This is a genomic window from Ligilactobacillus hohenheimensis (assembly GCF_947381805.1).
Classification (GTDB): domain Bacteria; phylum Bacillota; class Bacilli; order Lactobacillales; family Lactobacillaceae; genus Ligilactobacillus; species Ligilactobacillus hohenheimensis.
Genome location: NZ_CANCXC010000003.1, coordinates 84,217 through 100,086 on the forward strand (window position 1 = coordinate 84,217; position 15,870 = coordinate 100,086).

General features: G+C 42.2%; 14 protein-coding genes. 3 read left to right on the top strand and 11 right to left on the bottom strand.

What is annotated here, in order from left to right; all coding sequences use genetic code 11:
• Positions 1-7: 7 nt before the first annotated feature.
• Genes QOR60_RS05170 through QOR60_RS05185 form a run of 4 tightly spaced genes read right to left on the bottom strand, consistent with a single transcriptional unit; the run spans position 8 to position 3,870 of the window.
• A complete protein-coding gene (locus tag QOR60_RS05170) occupies positions 8-1,216 on the bottom strand; it encodes a hypothetical protein (protein WP_283582300.1) in 1,209 nt (402 codons plus the stop codon).
• 60 nt (positions 1,217-1,276) lie between these two features.
• Entirely contained in the window at positions 1,277-2,398 is a 1,122-nt protein-coding gene (glf, locus tag QOR60_RS05175; RefSeq protein WP_283582301.1) for a UDP-galactopyranose mutase, read from the bottom strand.
• A 24-nt stretch (positions 2,399-2,422) separates the two neighbouring features.
• On the bottom strand, positions 2,423-3,076 hold the full coding sequence (locus tag QOR60_RS05180) for a sugar transferase (protein ID WP_283582302.1): 654 nt from the start codon (positions 3,074-3,076) through the stop codon (positions 2,423-2,425).
• Positions 3,077-3,090: 14 nt separating this feature from the next.
• Positions 3,091-3,870 carry a DUF4422 domain-containing protein gene (locus QOR60_RS05185; RefSeq protein WP_283582303.1) on the bottom strand — a complete coding sequence of 260 codons (780 nt, stop codon included), beginning with the start codon at positions 3,868-3,870 and terminating at the stop codon, positions 3,091-3,093.
• Between the two features lie 254 nt (positions 3,871-4,124).
• On the opposite strand from QOR60_RS05185, the gene QOR60_RS05190 reads away from it, so the two are divergent.
• Both QOR60_RS05190 and QOR60_RS05195 read left to right on the top strand, forming a co-directional pair.
• Positions 4,125-5,156, top strand: a complete 1,032-nt coding sequence (locus QOR60_RS05190) for a galactofuranosyltransferase (RefSeq protein WP_283582304.1) — start codon at positions 4,125-4,127, stop codon at positions 5,154-5,156.
• Positions 5,153-6,172, top strand: a complete 1,020-nt coding sequence (locus tag QOR60_RS05195) for a galactofuranosyltransferase (protein ID WP_283582305.1) — start codon at positions 5,153-5,155, stop codon at positions 6,170-6,172. The genes QOR60_RS05190 and QOR60_RS05195 overlap by 4 nt, the downstream gene beginning before the upstream one ends.
• 148 nt (positions 6,173-6,320) lie before the next feature.
• On the opposite strand, the gene QOR60_RS05200 is transcribed toward QOR60_RS05195, so the two are convergent.
• From QOR60_RS05200 to QOR60_RS05210, 3 genes are read right to left on the bottom strand one after another with little or no spacing between them, the layout of a single operon-like run.
• Entirely contained in the window at positions 6,321-8,267 is a 1,947-nt protein-coding gene (locus QOR60_RS05200; RefSeq protein WP_283582306.1) for a PTS fructose transporter subunit IIABC, read from the bottom strand.
• A gap of 18 nt (positions 8,268-8,285) precedes the next feature.
• A complete protein-coding gene (pfkB, locus tag QOR60_RS05205) occupies positions 8,286-9,200 on the bottom strand; it encodes a 1-phosphofructokinase (protein WP_283582307.1) in 915 nt (304 codons plus the stop codon).
• On the bottom strand, positions 9,197-9,952 hold the full coding sequence (locus QOR60_RS05210) for a DeoR/GlpR family DNA-binding transcription regulator (protein WP_283582308.1): 756 nt from the start codon (positions 9,950-9,952) through the stop codon (positions 9,197-9,199). The genes pfkB and QOR60_RS05210 overlap by 4 nt, the downstream gene beginning before the upstream one ends.
• A gap of 138 nt (positions 9,953-10,090) precedes the next feature.
• On the opposite strand from QOR60_RS05210, the gene QOR60_RS05215 reads away from it, so the two are divergent.
• A complete protein-coding gene (locus tag QOR60_RS05215; RefSeq protein ID WP_283582309.1) occupies positions 10,091-11,752 on the top strand; it encodes a 6-pyruvoyl-tetrahydropterin synthase-related protein in 1,662 nt (553 codons plus the stop codon).
• Positions 11,753-11,839: 87 nt separating this feature from the next.
• Here the strand turns inward: QOR60_RS05215 and QOR60_RS05220 are convergent, their stop codons facing one another.
• The 4 genes from QOR60_RS05220 to QOR60_RS05235 form a co-directional block, all read right to left on the bottom strand.
• On the bottom strand, positions 11,840-12,289 hold the full coding sequence (locus tag QOR60_RS05220; protein WP_283582310.1) for a GtrA family protein: 450 nt from the start codon (positions 12,287-12,289) through the stop codon (positions 11,840-11,842).
• Positions 12,290-12,332: 43 nt separating this feature from the next.
• Positions 12,333-13,154: a DUF4422 domain-containing protein gene (locus QOR60_RS05225; RefSeq protein ID WP_283582311.1), complete on the bottom strand. Its 822-nt coding sequence runs from the start codon at positions 13,152-13,154 to the stop codon at positions 12,333-12,335.
• Positions 13,155-13,160: 6 nt separating this feature from the next.
• Entirely contained in the window at positions 13,161-13,856 is a 696-nt protein-coding gene (locus QOR60_RS05230; protein ID WP_283582312.1) for a glycosyltransferase, read from the bottom strand.
• A gap of 392 nt (positions 13,857-14,248) precedes the next feature.
• Positions 14,249-15,868: a hypothetical protein gene (locus QOR60_RS05235; protein WP_283582313.1), complete on the bottom strand. Its 1,620-nt coding sequence runs from the start codon at positions 15,866-15,868 to the stop codon at positions 14,249-14,251.
• Between the last annotated feature and the right edge of the window lie 2 nt (positions 15,869-15,870).

Consider the following 15,870-nt stretch of genomic DNA (forward strand, 5'->3'; position numbering starts at 1 on the left):
TAATTCCCTATTCTTTATTAGTTACTAAATTCTGTTTGTTTACCGTGAAGTATGTGATATTTGCCATTGTTACTAAGAAAATGAAATCGAATGACAACTCCGGTAAATGCTGATCGATAATCGAACTGATAACCGTTAAGAACATTACGATCACTAACGGGTAAGCACGTGCCTTAACTAACCGCTTCGTCACAAAAGCGATTAATATCAGTAACAACATAAACGTAACTGCCCCGTTTTTCAGAAGGGCAATTAAGTAACTCGAATCAATAAAGAAGTAATGAACAATATGAGGATGAAAACCACCGTTTCCCTGCTCAGCAATATACTGGCCAAAGAGGTTAACGGAATAATTTTTAAATGCAATGTGCCCTTCAACAAGGCGGCCAGATAGCAAATGGTTAACGGCCGCTAATACCCGGTTATTCGGGTTAAACACCAACGACATCAAAAAAATACTCAATATTCCAAGCCCTTGAATTATAAGTAGTCCCCGGCTTCCTAACCAGTTAATTAACTGAACGGTCTGTTTGTAGAAGACAACTGTCCCTAATAGCAGTAACATCAACAGAATGTCCAGTCGTGCTCCCGTAACGATGCCCGTCCATAAGATAACCACAAACAGTGAAATCTTTTCGGGTAAGGTTACCTGAAAACGGCGTAAAGCAACGTAGGCCATGCATAAGTAGAAAACCCGCGCAGCAAAATCCGTTGTGTAAACCATTCCCATTGCAAACCGGAGATTTGTTCCCAACCCCCGGGTGACGGTCACGTTAGGAAAAATCCCCAGAACAGCACCAACAACAGACACCAATAACAGGACTCCAACCGTTCCTAAAAAGACTTGAACAATTCTCTTAAAATCAATTTTCCGGGCAGCGTAAATGAAGATTAAGTACGCAATAAAAGTGTTGGTGCGCGCAAACCGACTACCCACCCACACAATAAGCGCTGTTGTTATGAATAATGCAGGTTCTTTCCAGTCATCAAAGCGGTCAAAAAACACTATCTTCAGTAGCGCACAAACCATCAAAAACTTCTCAATATCATACAAAACCACCCACATTACCTGCTGGTGAAAATGAACAAACCATAACGTCCCCGAAAGAAATTGGGTTATCAGAAACAACCCTAAAATTACTAGATACACCATTTCACCCAGTTGGCAGTGACGGTTAGCAAATCGATTTCTGTAAGTTAATAACTGTGCGATCACCGTTTATTCCTCCTAATATATAAAGCGGCCATAAGCTCCCGCCTACAACCGCCAACCAGCTTATTCACCAAACTCCTGGGCAACCGTTTCTAACGCCGCCGCCAAAACTTGATCCATATTGTAGTACCGGTACTGCCCAAGCCGGCCGCCAAAGATTACGTTACCGGCTTCCTTAGCCGCTAGTTCCTGGTACTGCTTGTATAATGCGTTATTTTTATCGTCATTAACCGGGTAGTACGGTTCGTCCCCCCGTTGCCAATCGTGCGGGTACTCACGGGTAATCACGGTCTTCCCTTCGTCGCCCGCACCGAACTCAAAGTGCTTATGTTCAATAATCCGCGTATACGGTGTTTCAGCGTCCGTGTAGTTAACCACCGCATTCCCTTGATGGTTATCCTCATCCAGGACTTCCGTTTCAAACCGGAGACTCCGGTACTCCAACTCACCTAACCGGTAGTCAAAGAACTGGTCAATCATTCCGGTAAAGACAATCCGGTCATAATCGCGGAGATACTCATCCCGCTTATCAAAGAAATCAACGCCCGTTTCAACGCTAATCTTATCATCAGCCAGCATCTTCTCAACAATCTGGGTGTACCCGCCAATCGGAATCCCCTGGTAGGTATCATTAAAGTAGTTATTATCGTACGTAAACCGCACCGGCAACCGCTTAATGATGAACGGCGGCAACTCGGTCGCCTTCCGTCCCCACTGTTTCTCGGTGTAGCCCTTCACCAGCTTCTGGTAGATATCAGTTCCCACTAGAGAAATCGCCTGCTCCTCAAGGTTCTCAGGCGTCTTCCCCTTCAGGACGGCCCGCTGCTCCTCAATTTTAGCTTGCGCTTCCTTCGGGGTTACAACTCCCCACAACTTGTTAAAGGTGTTCATGTTAAACGGCATGTTGTAAATTTCACCGTTGTAATTGGCAATCGGCGCATTGGTGTAGCGGTTAAATTCCGCAAACTGGTTAACGTACTCCCAAATCCGCTTGTTTGATGTATGGAAAATGTGTGCCCCGTACTGGTGAACGTTAATGCCAGCAATCTTCTTCGTATAGATATTTCCAGCAATGTGGTCCCGTTTCTCGATTACGTGCACCTCGTGGCCCCGTTTAGCTGCTTCGTGGGCAAACGTTGCGCCAAAGAGACCGGCGCCAACAACTAGATACTTTGACTTTGTCATCAAATAATCCTCCTAATCTCACACCTAATAAGCATCATTAGGGACAAAAATGACTTTAATCGTCTTAATGATAATCTTTAAGTCCAAAAAAACACTTCGACGTTGAATATAGTGGAGATCAATATTCACCATTTCATCAAATCCCACACTATTCCGAACGGTCACTTGCCACAACCCCGTACATCCCGGAGAAACATATAATCGTTGCTTATCGTAATTCGTGTATTCCACTACTTCACGAGGGAGAGGTGGGCGTGGACCGACAATACTCATCTGTCCCAATAAAACATTTACAAGCTGTGGAAATTCATCAATACTTGTTTTCCGGATAAACTTTCCAATCCTTGTGATGCGCGGGTCATTCTTAATCTTAAACATTGCCCCATCAACCTCATTCTGACGGGCAATCTCCTCTAGCTCTTTGTCAGCATTAACGCGCATTGAACGAAATTTATACATCTTAAATGGTTTTCCATTTTTCCCGATTCGCTCCTGACTATAGAAAACCGGGCCGCCATCGTCCAATTTAATACAAATAGCTAACACCAAAAATACTGGGCTAAGAATTACTAACCCCAATAGACTCGCAATAACATCAAATACCCTTTTGGTTATCCGATAACCGTACTGACGATTCAACCTATCACGATCTAGGCTTATCTTTCTATCTTTGTCCAAGACAGCTCACGTCCTTAATCTGCTTTTCTGCCCAATACTTTACGTTTAAGAAAAGCATATATCTTTTTTACCCAATGCTGATTACCCATAAACATTACCGGTAATTCACAATACCGTATATTATTCTGTGTAACCCACACATCAACTAACAATTCGCTAATATAACCAAAAATCCGCTGCTCGCTTTGGCTATATGATGAAATATCAATCCGCTGCTCAACTTCCCTAAGGACATCAATTACCCAATTAGTATATTCATCAAAAATTGCCGCCTTCGCAATCATAATATTGAACATATGACCCTTACGCTCTTTCACATGTTCATCAAAAGCCCTCAAGTATTCGGGATATTTTTCCTGCAGCACTTTCCGCGTAACTTCCAATCCTTCAATATGGTGTGAATGTTCATAGTGTGACCACAGTGTTTCAATATAATAATTTCGTTTCCGTGGAAGAATCATATCGTACTTTTCAAGTAACGCCTCTACTGTGGGTTCTGTCAACACAGACTTCCATTTTGCACTAACACTCTTAAAGAACGCAGAACCGCCATCTGTAAATAACCGCCGGTAATGAACCAATCCTTTAATATCAGCATGCCGGTTTCTTGCCCCCCAGTATTGTGCCGTCAACTCACAATATGAGAAGTTCTTATCAGCAATGTTATCACCAGTATTATCACGCACAAACCCCGCAAAATTATTCGGACTAGTCCCAACTTGGACTGGAACATACATTTTGCCTTCTGGCATTCGCGTATTTTTATGGCTTACCACATATATCTCCGTCTTCAATAGAATCTCTCCAAAATGAAATCTAGTTGTACTTAGACATTGTCAGTTAATAATAAAACAGGCAGTCATCTCGCTCTATTCTAGCAAACATACCGCAGTACTAGCAACATTCTATACCACTATGTAACACCGCTAACCTGATAATCAGCACCATAAATTCGTCAAATAGCATTAGTTTCCCACACAGCGTTGTACATGATTTTTATTTCAGCTATAATCATTGCGGTCAATTCATTTATTGGGGGGTTAAATCCATGCGTAAGGACATAAAAATCATCCACTTTTCACATCCTGCCGAAGCGAATGGTGGATCAAAAGCGCGTAATGATATTCTTTCAATCCTTAAAAAAGAGGGTATAAATGAACTTAACATCAACGTGTCTGTTACCGATAATAAAATTAAAAAATTATTATACGCTAAACTAGTTCTCCCACAGCTAATTAAACGGGATAATTCAAACGTATATATTATCCAATTTCCGCTATATTCTTTGTTCATAACGAAAGAACTCTTTCACGTAATTAATCATTATAGTAACGCTAAGATTATCATTATTATTCATGACCTTGAATTAATTAGACGCGCTACTGACAACAGTTCCACAGCTGGCGAAGAAGAACTACAACTTCTTAAAATGGCAGACGGGATTATTTCCCAAAATCCAACAATGACTAAATTTATAAATCAAATGGGAATCAATAATAAGATTATATCCTTAGGAATTTTTGATTATTTGAATTCGCAAGACATTAACACAAACAAGCACTTTACAAAATCAATTGTATTTGCAGGCAGTCTTCATAAATCTACTTTCTTACAAAAATTAGCGTCTTCCACCCAAATATCGTTATGGGGCCCCCATCCCGCACAGGGTTATCCTGCTAATATTCATTATCACGGTGTTAAAAATGCTGATATTCTTCCAAAATACATTGATGGAAGCTTCGGGCTTGTATGGGATGGGCCGTCCTTAGACACATGCAGTGGAAATTTTGGGGACTATTTGAGATATAATACCCCACACAAAACATCACTGTATCTTAGTTCAGGAATCCCAGTAATTATCTGGGAAAAGGCAGCAATGGCTAACTTTATCGAAAAGGAAGGCGTCGGCATCACTATAGACAGCCTCGCAAATTTAGATAATGTTTTAGATGGAATTTCAGACGAAGACTACGCCATAATTAAGGCTAACACTATCGCACTTGCCCAGAAACTTCGCTCAGGATTCTATATTAAATCGGCTCTTAATAATATTTTAAATGAAGAAGATGATCTTAAATGAAATTACTTGTCACCATCCAAGAACAGGCCAACCAAAAGAACACCGCCGGCCCAAAGGCAAAAGATGACATTATTACGATTGCCCAAAGGATGGGCTACGAATCGCTGCTTATTGCTAATCCTCAGGGTAAGCGAGCGCGTCTGAGTTACCTTTATAAAGCCATCACGGGGCAGCTAAAAAACGTTTACCAACGCCATCCAGATCAAATTGTTTTTCAATATTCAGGATATAACCGGTTTACTAGCTACATCGCCCTCCATGAACTCAGAAAATACAATAAGCACGTTCCGTTTTATCTCTTTGTTCACGACGTTAAAACGCTCCGAACAAATACTCCGAATAACTTAGATGCCGGTAAGTTCAACCGCAATGAAATTAAGTTATTCAATCGCTACGACGGTTTAATTGTCCATAACGACCAGATGAAAGCATGGCTGCACGACCACGGAGTGACCATTCCGATGATTTCACTAGGGATTTTTGATTACCTCAATCCCCAGCCAATCAACCGCATGACTAACTTCGATAAGAATATCAATTTCGCGGGAAACCTCTACAAACCTGTTTTTTTGACGAAGCTTTCTACTAAAACAAAGTTTGTTGTTTACGGAATTAACCCCCTTAAATACGGCCCGTCAATTGATTATCGCGGGAGTAAGACACCCACCGAAATTCCCCGTTTTTTGACGGAAAACTTTGGGCTTGTATGGGATGGTGATTCACTTGACGAGTGTTCGGGCATTGACGGCAATTACATGCGTTACAACAACCCGCATAAGACGTCACTGTACCTTAGCTCCGGAATTCCGGTAATTACGTGGCGAAAAGCAGCGATTGCTAACTTTATTACAACGAACCACGTAGGAATCGTTGTTGATAGCCTAAAAAACATCGATGACGTTCTCGCCGGTGTAACAAAAGAGCAATACACTCACATGAAACAAAATGCAGAACGATTAGCAGAACAACTGCGAAGTGGTTACTACACTCAGAAAGCTTTATCCCAACTTAAATAATTACAAAACGTTAAAACAATAAGCGCACTAAGGAGGAGATTCTTTATCTCCCACTTAGCGCGCTTGTTTTATACCAGTTTTACCGTAGAAGTAGCAAGAGGCTGCGACTCACCGTCGCAGCCTCTTTACTTATCGTTGATTACAACACTTATTTTTCCGTTACCGTCTTCTTAATCAGTCCCATTATTACCCCAGCAATAATTGAACCGATGATGGTAGCAACAATGTACATCAGCCAGTGTGTTGCCAATGGCGTTACCCACAGACCACCATGTGGCGCTGGCACGCTAACGTGGAAGAGCCCAACCAGCGCACCACCAACAGCTGACCCGACAATGCATGACGGGATTACCCGGAGCGGATCCGCCGTTGCAAACGGAATAGCCCCTTCAGTAATGAATGAGAATCCAAGAACCCAGTTCGTTACCCCGGCTTCCCGCTCACTCTTCGTAAACTTGTGCTTGAACAGAACTGTCCCAATAGCGGTGGCAAACGGTGGAACCATTCCGCCGACCATTACAGCAGCCATTAAGATTGCGGCCGTTACAGAATGCGGGTTGTTAGCAAAGGCCCCTGAAGCAAAGACGTAGGCCGCCTTGTTGAACGGGCCACCCATATCGATGGACATCATCCCGGCAAGAATGGCTGTCAAAATTACCAGGTTTCCCGTCCCCATATGGTTTAAGAACCGTGTAATGTACAGGTTAATCGTTGAGAAGATTGGGTTGATAATGAAGAACATAATCAGCGCAATGATCAGTAACCCTAAGATCGGGTAGATTAACATCGGCTTCATCCCGTCAAGGGAATGCGGTAACTTAGCGAAGAGCTTCTTCAGCCCCAGCATTACGTATCCGGCAATAAACCCGGCTGCAATCCCACCTAGGAATCCTGCGGCTGAACCAGCAGAGTGCTGAACGTTGGCGATGTACGCCCCACCGAAGGAACCCTTGTAAACCATCGCCATGAAACCACCGACAAACCCAGGCATTAACGCCGGCTGGTCCCCAATCGCCTCAGCAATGTATGCCGCTAAAACAGGAACCATAAATGCGAAGGCCATGTTTCCGGCGTTATTCAGGAAAATAAATGCCAGTGAGTGCGGGCCTCCAAAGTAGTTTTCAACCACAAAGGAAAGCGCCATTAAGATCCCACCGCCAATAACGAACGGCAACATGTGGGAAATCCCGTTCATCAACTGCTTGTAGATGTTGCTCCAAACGGAACCTGAAGCTGCTTCCGGTTCTTCCCCTTCGTCAGCCCCATCAGCATGGTAAACCGCGGCCTTCCCATCAAGGACTTCCTGGAGCAGTTTTTCTGGCTCCTTAATTCCAGCGGTAACTGGCTGGTTAACCAGGTGTTTACCGTCAAAACGCGCCATCTTAACCTTCTTATCAGCAGCAATTACCACCCCGGCTGCCTTCTTGATCTCATCAGCGGTTAACAGATGCTTAACCCCTTCTGAACCGTTTGTCTCCACCTTAATGTCGACACCCAGCTTTTCAGCCGCCTTCTCGAGGTTTTCTTCTGCCATGTAGGTGTGTGCAATTCCGTTTGGGCATGCGGTTACCGCAACGATGTACGGCTTGTCACCACTTGGGGATGCCTGGGCGTCCTTCTTTGCTTCCTCGGCCTGCTTTTCAGCAACCGCCTTCGCAAAGATTGCCTGAACATCATCTGGCGTGTTTGCTTCCTTAAGGGCGGTAACAACATCCGGGTTCATCAGTACCTTGGATAGCGCCGCTAACGCAGCCAGGTGCGTGTTGTCCGCCCCTTCAGGAGCTGCAATCATGAAGAATAGGTGGGCCGGCTGCCCATCCATCGAATCATAATCAACGCCCGCTTTACTCCGCGCAAACATTACCGCCGCCTTTTTAACGGCCTTATCGTGGGCGTGCGGAATTGCAATTCCGTCGCCCATCCCCGTGGAACTCTCAGCTTCACGCTTAAGAATATCCTGCTTGTACAGTTCTTCATCGTCAATGATGCCCTTTTCGTAGTAGTGGTGCACCATTTCATCGATAACCCCGGCCTTGGTTGTGGCCTTAAGGTCCATAATCATGATGTCCTTCATCAGGAGTTCACGAATATCCATGTCAACACTTCCTATCTATTATTTGTACTCACTAATTTCAATCTGTGGGAGGATTTCATCAATCTTCGCACGGGTTGCCAAATCTTCAGAGAACGCTGTCGCTGAACCACAGGCCAAACCGTAACGGAAAGCCTCAAGCGGATCATTCGTTGCGGCAAACGTTCCCACAAAACCACCAATCATCGAGTCCCCGGCACCAACGGAATTAATCACCGTTCCTTTCGGCGCTAAACTCCGGTAAACCTTATCCGGGGTAATCATTAGTCCGCCATCGCCAGCCATTGAAACCAAAACGTGTTGGGCGCCCATCGTCAACAGCTTGCGCCCAGCCGCAACGATATCGTCTAACCCGTTGAAGGTGGTATGGAACAGGTCAGCTAACTCGTAGTTATTCGGCTTAACGAGTAATGGGTGCTCTGGCAAGGTCTTCAGCAGACTTTCACCCGTTGTATCGATTACAAACTGCGCTTCTTGCTGGCGGATCATCTTAATCAGGTCAAAGTAGAACCCAGAATCAAGGTTGGGTGCTAAGCTCCCCGCAAAAATCACGGTGTCATCCGCTGTAAGGTGACTGAGTTGTTCCTTAAAGCTAGCAACTTCAGCATCACTAACGTGCGGCCCCCGCCCATTAATTTCAGTTTCCTGCTGGGCGTGAATCTTGACGTTAATCCGCGTATCCTGAGCAATCGGCGTAAAGTCCGTTTTTAACCCATCGTGTTCGAGGGCTTCGCGAACAATCTCACCGGTCTTTCCACCAAGAAAACCGAGTGCCACACTGTCATGGCCCAACTCCCGCAGAATCCGGGAAACGTTAATTCCCTTTCCCCCGGGGAGTTTGTTATCGTAATCCATCCGGTTAACTTCGCCCAGCGTTAATTCCTTCAGCTGCACAATATAGTCAATCGACGGATTTACGGTTACTGTGTATATCATTCTCTAACCTCCCGCACCGTTGCCAACTGGTGGTAACGGTCACTAATTGCCGGTGGTAAAGTGCTCGTAATGAGCGTCCCCAAGTCACAGTCACCAAAGCGCACAAACGCAGTTTGATCAAACTTTGATGCGTCGGCTAAAACAAAAACCTGCTCTGCTTGCTCCGCAGCGGCCCGTTTTAATACCGCCTCTTCCGGACTCGGTGTGGTTAACCCCGCTGTTGGGTGAACCCCGTTCGTTCCGAGAAACACCCGGTTGAACTGGTACTGTTTAAGGGCTCGAACCGCCGTCGTTCCAACAATCGCCTTCGTCGTATTCCGTAACACCCCACCGAGGAGCAACGTCCGAATCCCCTGATCTGCAAGAAACGAGGCGTGAAGCACACCGTTAGTCACCACGGTTAGGTTTGCCGTTGGATCAAGCAACTCAATCATTGCCAGCGTCGTGGTTCCAGCATCCAGATAGATGGTATCCCCCGAGTGAACGTTTTTGACCGCTTCCTTAGCAATCGCCATTTTCGCCGGACCGTTCAACCGTAATTTCCCTGGCATATCCGGTTCCCGCTGCAGTTCCTGACTGAGTTTAGCCCCGCCATGAACTCGCACGAGCTTGCCGGCATCTTCCAGTTGCTGTAAATCACGCCGTGCTGACGATTCGGAACAATTCGTTGTTTGGCAAATATCCTGCAACGAAACGACGTTCTGCGTCTGCAAAAGGGCGAGAATCTGTTGTTGACGTTCTTCTGCAAGCACTTTCATTACCTCCGATTAGTATATTACTGCCAAAAACGATAAAAAGCAATCAAATTCGGTCAATTAATAAATAAACACAATCTCTCCTATTATATTCGTGTACAATGTTACTGATATATCTGACAAGGAGTTTTTACAATGACTATTAAAAACAGTAAGTTTATTCGCTTTATTTTACTCTCTCTTCTGTTTGGCGCATTAAGTTGTTTATTTGTAATCCCATTTTTTAAACTACACTATGTTCCAATGGGTGATGACTTCAAATTTCATTTTGACCGTTTACTAGACCTCAGTCATAATTTTCGCCATTTAAATTTTTACCCCGAATTAGCAACGTATGGGTTCCAAAAGTCCGCTTATCCGTTAAACGCTTTCTATCCGTGGGTTACGCTTATTCCCTTTGGCTTAATCCTTGCACTTATCCATAATAAAATTTATGCGGTTGCTCTTGGCATCATTTTCTACCTATTCGTAGGGCTATGGATCACCTACATTACTACAGATCGTCTCTTCAAGAATAAATTACAAGCAATTATCACTGCCATTGTTTACATTTTCTCTGAATACACAACATCCAACATTATTGCGCGCTTTGACCTCGGCGAATTCTTTGCAATGCTTTTTATGCCGCTAGTTCTCTACGGTTTGTATGCTGTAACTTTTGGAAACTCCCGTGACTGGCCGTTTCTAGCATGGGGCGGAGCTTTAATATGCCTTTCACACGTCTTATCAACGTTTATCTTAGTGGCATTTGTCGTACTCATTTTATTAATCGTCTTTCAAAAGCTCCCACATAAAGTTAAAACTTTAAAGTCACTTATGAAAGCGGGAATTCTCGCCTTTGGAATATCTGCCATTTGGATACTGCCCTTCTTACGTATACAATTTTCTGCTCAATATAGCGGTATGAAAGGGATCATCTTAGGTTATCCACTAAGTCAAGTCATCAATACCTCAATTAGTTCAGCAGTACTTGCTCCCAATTTATGGAACAAACTATACGGCATCGGTATTCTCGACGTTATCATTCTCATAATGGGGTTAGTACAATATAAAAAACTTAGTAATGTTTCTAAAACCAGTTTCATTATAGCGATTATTACTCTTATTATGTCATCGACGACTTTCCCATGGCGCTTTTTTAACAACACATTTATTAGCTGTATCCAGTACTCGTTCAGAATGTTATCACTATGCACGCCTTTTACTGCAATCGTTGGCGGTGAGCTGTCTACTCGCTTTGTTACCCAAAGACACGATATTAACTACCAGAGAATAATAGGAATCTTAACCGGAATCTTTATTCTCTGGGTGGGAGGATACTACCAGTTCTTCCAACCGAATGGATTCCTAGGAAAAATGCGTAATACCCAAAGTGCGTTCCCGATCACTCAGACTTCGTTCTCGTTAAATGAATACACTCCTTTATCCGAACAAAAAGCTGTACCAAATGTTATCCAACATACAGCAGCAATTAATGGACGAAAGGTTAACCTTTCGTCATACGAGATTAAAAACACACATAATGGTGAGCTTTTTGATAATAAGTTAATCAACGCCTCAAAAGACGTTTCGCTTCCTGTTATTTTTTACAAACATATTTTCAAAGTATATCGTAATAATCACCAAATACCGGTAACAAATAAGAATGGCCAAGTTCATATTTCGCACGGATCTGGACCTATTAGATTGGCATACAATTTCGGCCTCTTTGATATGATCGGTATTATATTAACATTAATTTCATCATTAATATTAAGTCCAATCATTCTATATCGAATGAACAAATTAAATGGTTAATCATTGCCAGTATCTCCCATAACAATATCCCCCCAAGTTATGTACACAACTTGGGGGGATATTTACACGTTACTAACTTCTTCTAAATTAGTCCTCTCGAAATACATAGAATCGTTGGCCAAAATAATTAATAACAGTAAAGAGAACTGATCCAAAGAGGAGAGAAACAACTTCTTTAATTAAACCTGAGGCTCCCGCAACCAGTGGCATTACAATTGGCCGCGCGATTCCATAAGCAACCAAGTAACATACGGCAACGTTAACAATAAACCGCCACACGTCTTTGCTTGCATCCGTATTGCTTTCAAACGTGAAGTGCTTATTGAGAACATAACTAACAATACTGCCAACAACAATATTAATTGCCGACGAGGCCCAATAGTTTACTGTTTTAGAGAACCAACCTCCATACCTTAAAATTGCTAAACATGCAAACATAGCAACCCACCCAACAAGGGTGTTGACCACTCCTACAAGTGCAAACTTAAAAATTGATGATTTAAAAAAACGAATAACTGAATCAATTATTTTCTTCATTACGTAATTCCTCAATTCAAAATAAACTTAATTATCATAGTTACTATTTCCGAATAAACCGATGCTTAATCCTTACTCGAACATCAAGGTCATTTGGACTTTCGACTTTTAAAACCCGCAATTCCTTTATCCGAAGATTATTATGCAACAACCAAACGTCCATTAATCTCTCGCTCAAAAAGCCAAAAATCCGTCGTTGATACGAATCATATTGATCAACATTAATGCGCTGTTCTACTTTGAATAAAATTGAAAATAACCATTCACAATACCGATTAAAGTTACTTCGAGTCGTATACATCATATTGTAGTGATGATACCTCTTACCATGAATTACCTGTTGAAAAGTTTTTTCATATTCAGGGAACTGTGAAATAATGACATCCCGTGTAATCTCTAAGTCGTTAAGATAATGCGCGCTAGCATATTCCTGCCAAACCATTTGTGGATCACCGTATGGCACGGTTGTTTGATTATTAGTTACTATAACGTCGTAATTATTCAACAGACTATCCAACATTTCAGTTGATATGATTTGTAATTGTCTTCCCATCAGCCCCGCCGAATATTCACGTACTTTTCCGAGAAAGGTTGCTGGATATGTTCCAAAATACCGACGATAATGAACAATCCCAACGTTATCATCATTATGAATATTCTTCCAAATCCAATATAATCCCGTTAACTCACAGAAGCGATCATTCCGATCAGAAATATTGTCACCTGTATCGTCAAACAAAAAGGAATCCTGTTCATCAAGCGGGACATTCTTTCGGTTATTCTTCGCCCCCACTAGAAGTTTTTGATAACCCTTGGAGGGATAGAGCCCATTAAATTGCTTATGCGTAATTACATAAACCGTCATTAATTATCAACTCCTACTAATCTGTTTAACTGCGTATTCCAACCGCTTTTTGTAAGCACTCAATGAGTATTGTTTCGTGCTCTGTGATACTAATGTTGATGACCAACACGTTTGCTTTACCCGTTCCAACTGCTTAATTAACATTACTAGGTTCCCCCGGGAGTAACTTAACCCGTTAATGCCATTTTCGATTACATCCTGATATCCAACAAAATCAGCCACAACTGCTGGAATCCCCCGACTAATCCCTTCAAGAAGTGTCATTGGCAGTCCTTCATACCGTGAAGTTAATACCAGAGCATTGGGATGAATTTTCTCTAAAACTTCATCCCACGGGTTGGTAACCCAACCATGCCATCTTACACAGGAACTAATTCCGACTTTTTCACTATACTGTTGACATGCACTTAAATCAGCTGCATCGCCGTAAAAATCGATCGTAAACTTTCCAGAATACTGCGCAAGTCCATCCATTAATTCACGTAAATTCTTTTGATCATCCAGTTCGATTCTTCCGATGTATACTAAACGTAACACGTCATCGTTTTGTATTTGGTTCAACTTACCATCATATTCATCGACCGCATTATAAACCAAGGTAATTTGTTTTTCACTGACTCCCCGGTTAATTAGCTGCTCCTTTATACTACTGCTAATTGCCCAGTGGTTATCAGCGAACAAAACATTATCTGCATTAAACATTTGCTGGTCGTTTAACGAATAGTGAATCCACGATGTTATTGTATATCGCTTATGACAATAACGCCTTATAATACTTGCATATTTAATGAGATTAGCAGCCAAAATTATAAAATGATCGTTCGACCACGCACTTATAAAAAGTTTCCCAAAATAGATCGCCTTCGTAAGTGAATTAGTAAAATTATTTGTTATTACACGTACCCGGGGGTTTATCTGCCCTAACCACTTCGGATTACTGGGAGTACTTGATAAAATGACGGTGATATCATGCTGATCAACTAAAGCATTAACTGCCTTCACTAACGCCACTTCAGTGCCACCATTTCCACTTAATTGGGGACATATAAACGTTAGATTCATAATCATCGCCTTCCTAGTTCGTCTTGTTTATACTAATCCGATACTTTGTAATATACTACATATTTCTGACCCATCAACGTCCACTCTTTATGTGGTAAAACATGTAATTTACGATATTGATTAGTGTTCTGTTTTGGCACAATGTACGCCGCTGACCCTTGCTGAACAGTCTGCGGTGGATTACCACACTGGTATTTATTTTGAACCTGGCTAATCGTATGAGGATTGGCTTCTTTAATACATTCAACGATCATTCGGTTGTCAAATGGCATACCATAATACGTTTGTACTGGTAAGCTATCTAATTTTTCCATAAACTGCTTTGCTTGTGAAAAAGAAACATACCACCCACTTATAGGTTGCCACTGAACATACTCAGTAAAGTAATATTTTGTAAACTTACCAGCAGTTACAATAACAACTAGCACAAGTATGACCTTTATTAAATTAAACAACCAACTTAAGTTACCATGGAGCCCTAAAATCCAACCTGAGCCTACTCCGGCCCAGGCTGTAATAATAAATAGAACCACCGACCAATGCGTGAAGCACGTTCGATCCGTAACAAACGCCACAATTGGTAATACACAAATTGTCATTAATAACATCAACTGGATAAACTCAGAGTTACGCCAGCGTTTAACCGCCATAACAATTCCCATCACAGCTAAAATGAAGGTTACAGTATAAATTAATCCAAACCCCGGAATACTAGTTGGAGTAAAACCATCATACCCAAGCAGAACTTGACGAAAACCACCAACAACATTATTAACTATGTTTAATAAAACATTTCCCTTAAACGAAATAATTGAATATCCTTGTCGCGTAACTGGTAATCGGGCAACAGAAAACCATGCAAGTTTAAATGGTGGAACATGAAAGAACTGGACTAAAACATAACATCCTATGGGTAATAACAGTACAGCGCTAATTACAATATTTATCAGACCATCTCGCCAACTAATCTTTTGTTTCCGCCAATACATTACGAACAGCGCAATGTATATCAACGGCAAACTAATCCACACACCAACATAACAGTACGCCAGAAGTGAAAGCAGTACGAAGGCAACATAGATATTATACTTTTTCCCCACTAACCCCCGGAATGCAAACGTAACCATTAAGATAAAAAACGGAACAACAATATTGCAATCATCCGCCCAATGACCACATATTAACAGCCACTCCGCCGTACACAGCATTAGGGCACAACCAGTAATTACATTAGGGTGTACTTGACTAACGTAGAGAGTGTATATAAGAAATACTATAGCAATAACCATTAGCAACGCCATTGGAAAACGGTATGCTGCTAAATTTGCGCCAAAAACCTTTAATAAAGGAGCAGCAATGTATTTATAAAGAACTGATTGCCCACCAGACGAGAGTGAATACACAGCATTATGCATAAGATGTGAATCAATCCCATAACGGCCAATTGAAAAGCTATCATAAAAAGCGTAACCCTCATCACCATATACATATGGTAAGCGTCCTAAGGAATGAAATTCAAATAATACAAGAAACGTCAAGCTCCCGCCAACTATCAGGCTGCGCCACCATCCTAGTCTTCGATACATATACGTAACCAGCCAAATAATTATACCTATTAGGAGAATAAGGAACATTATGCTGATCAGTTTCATAT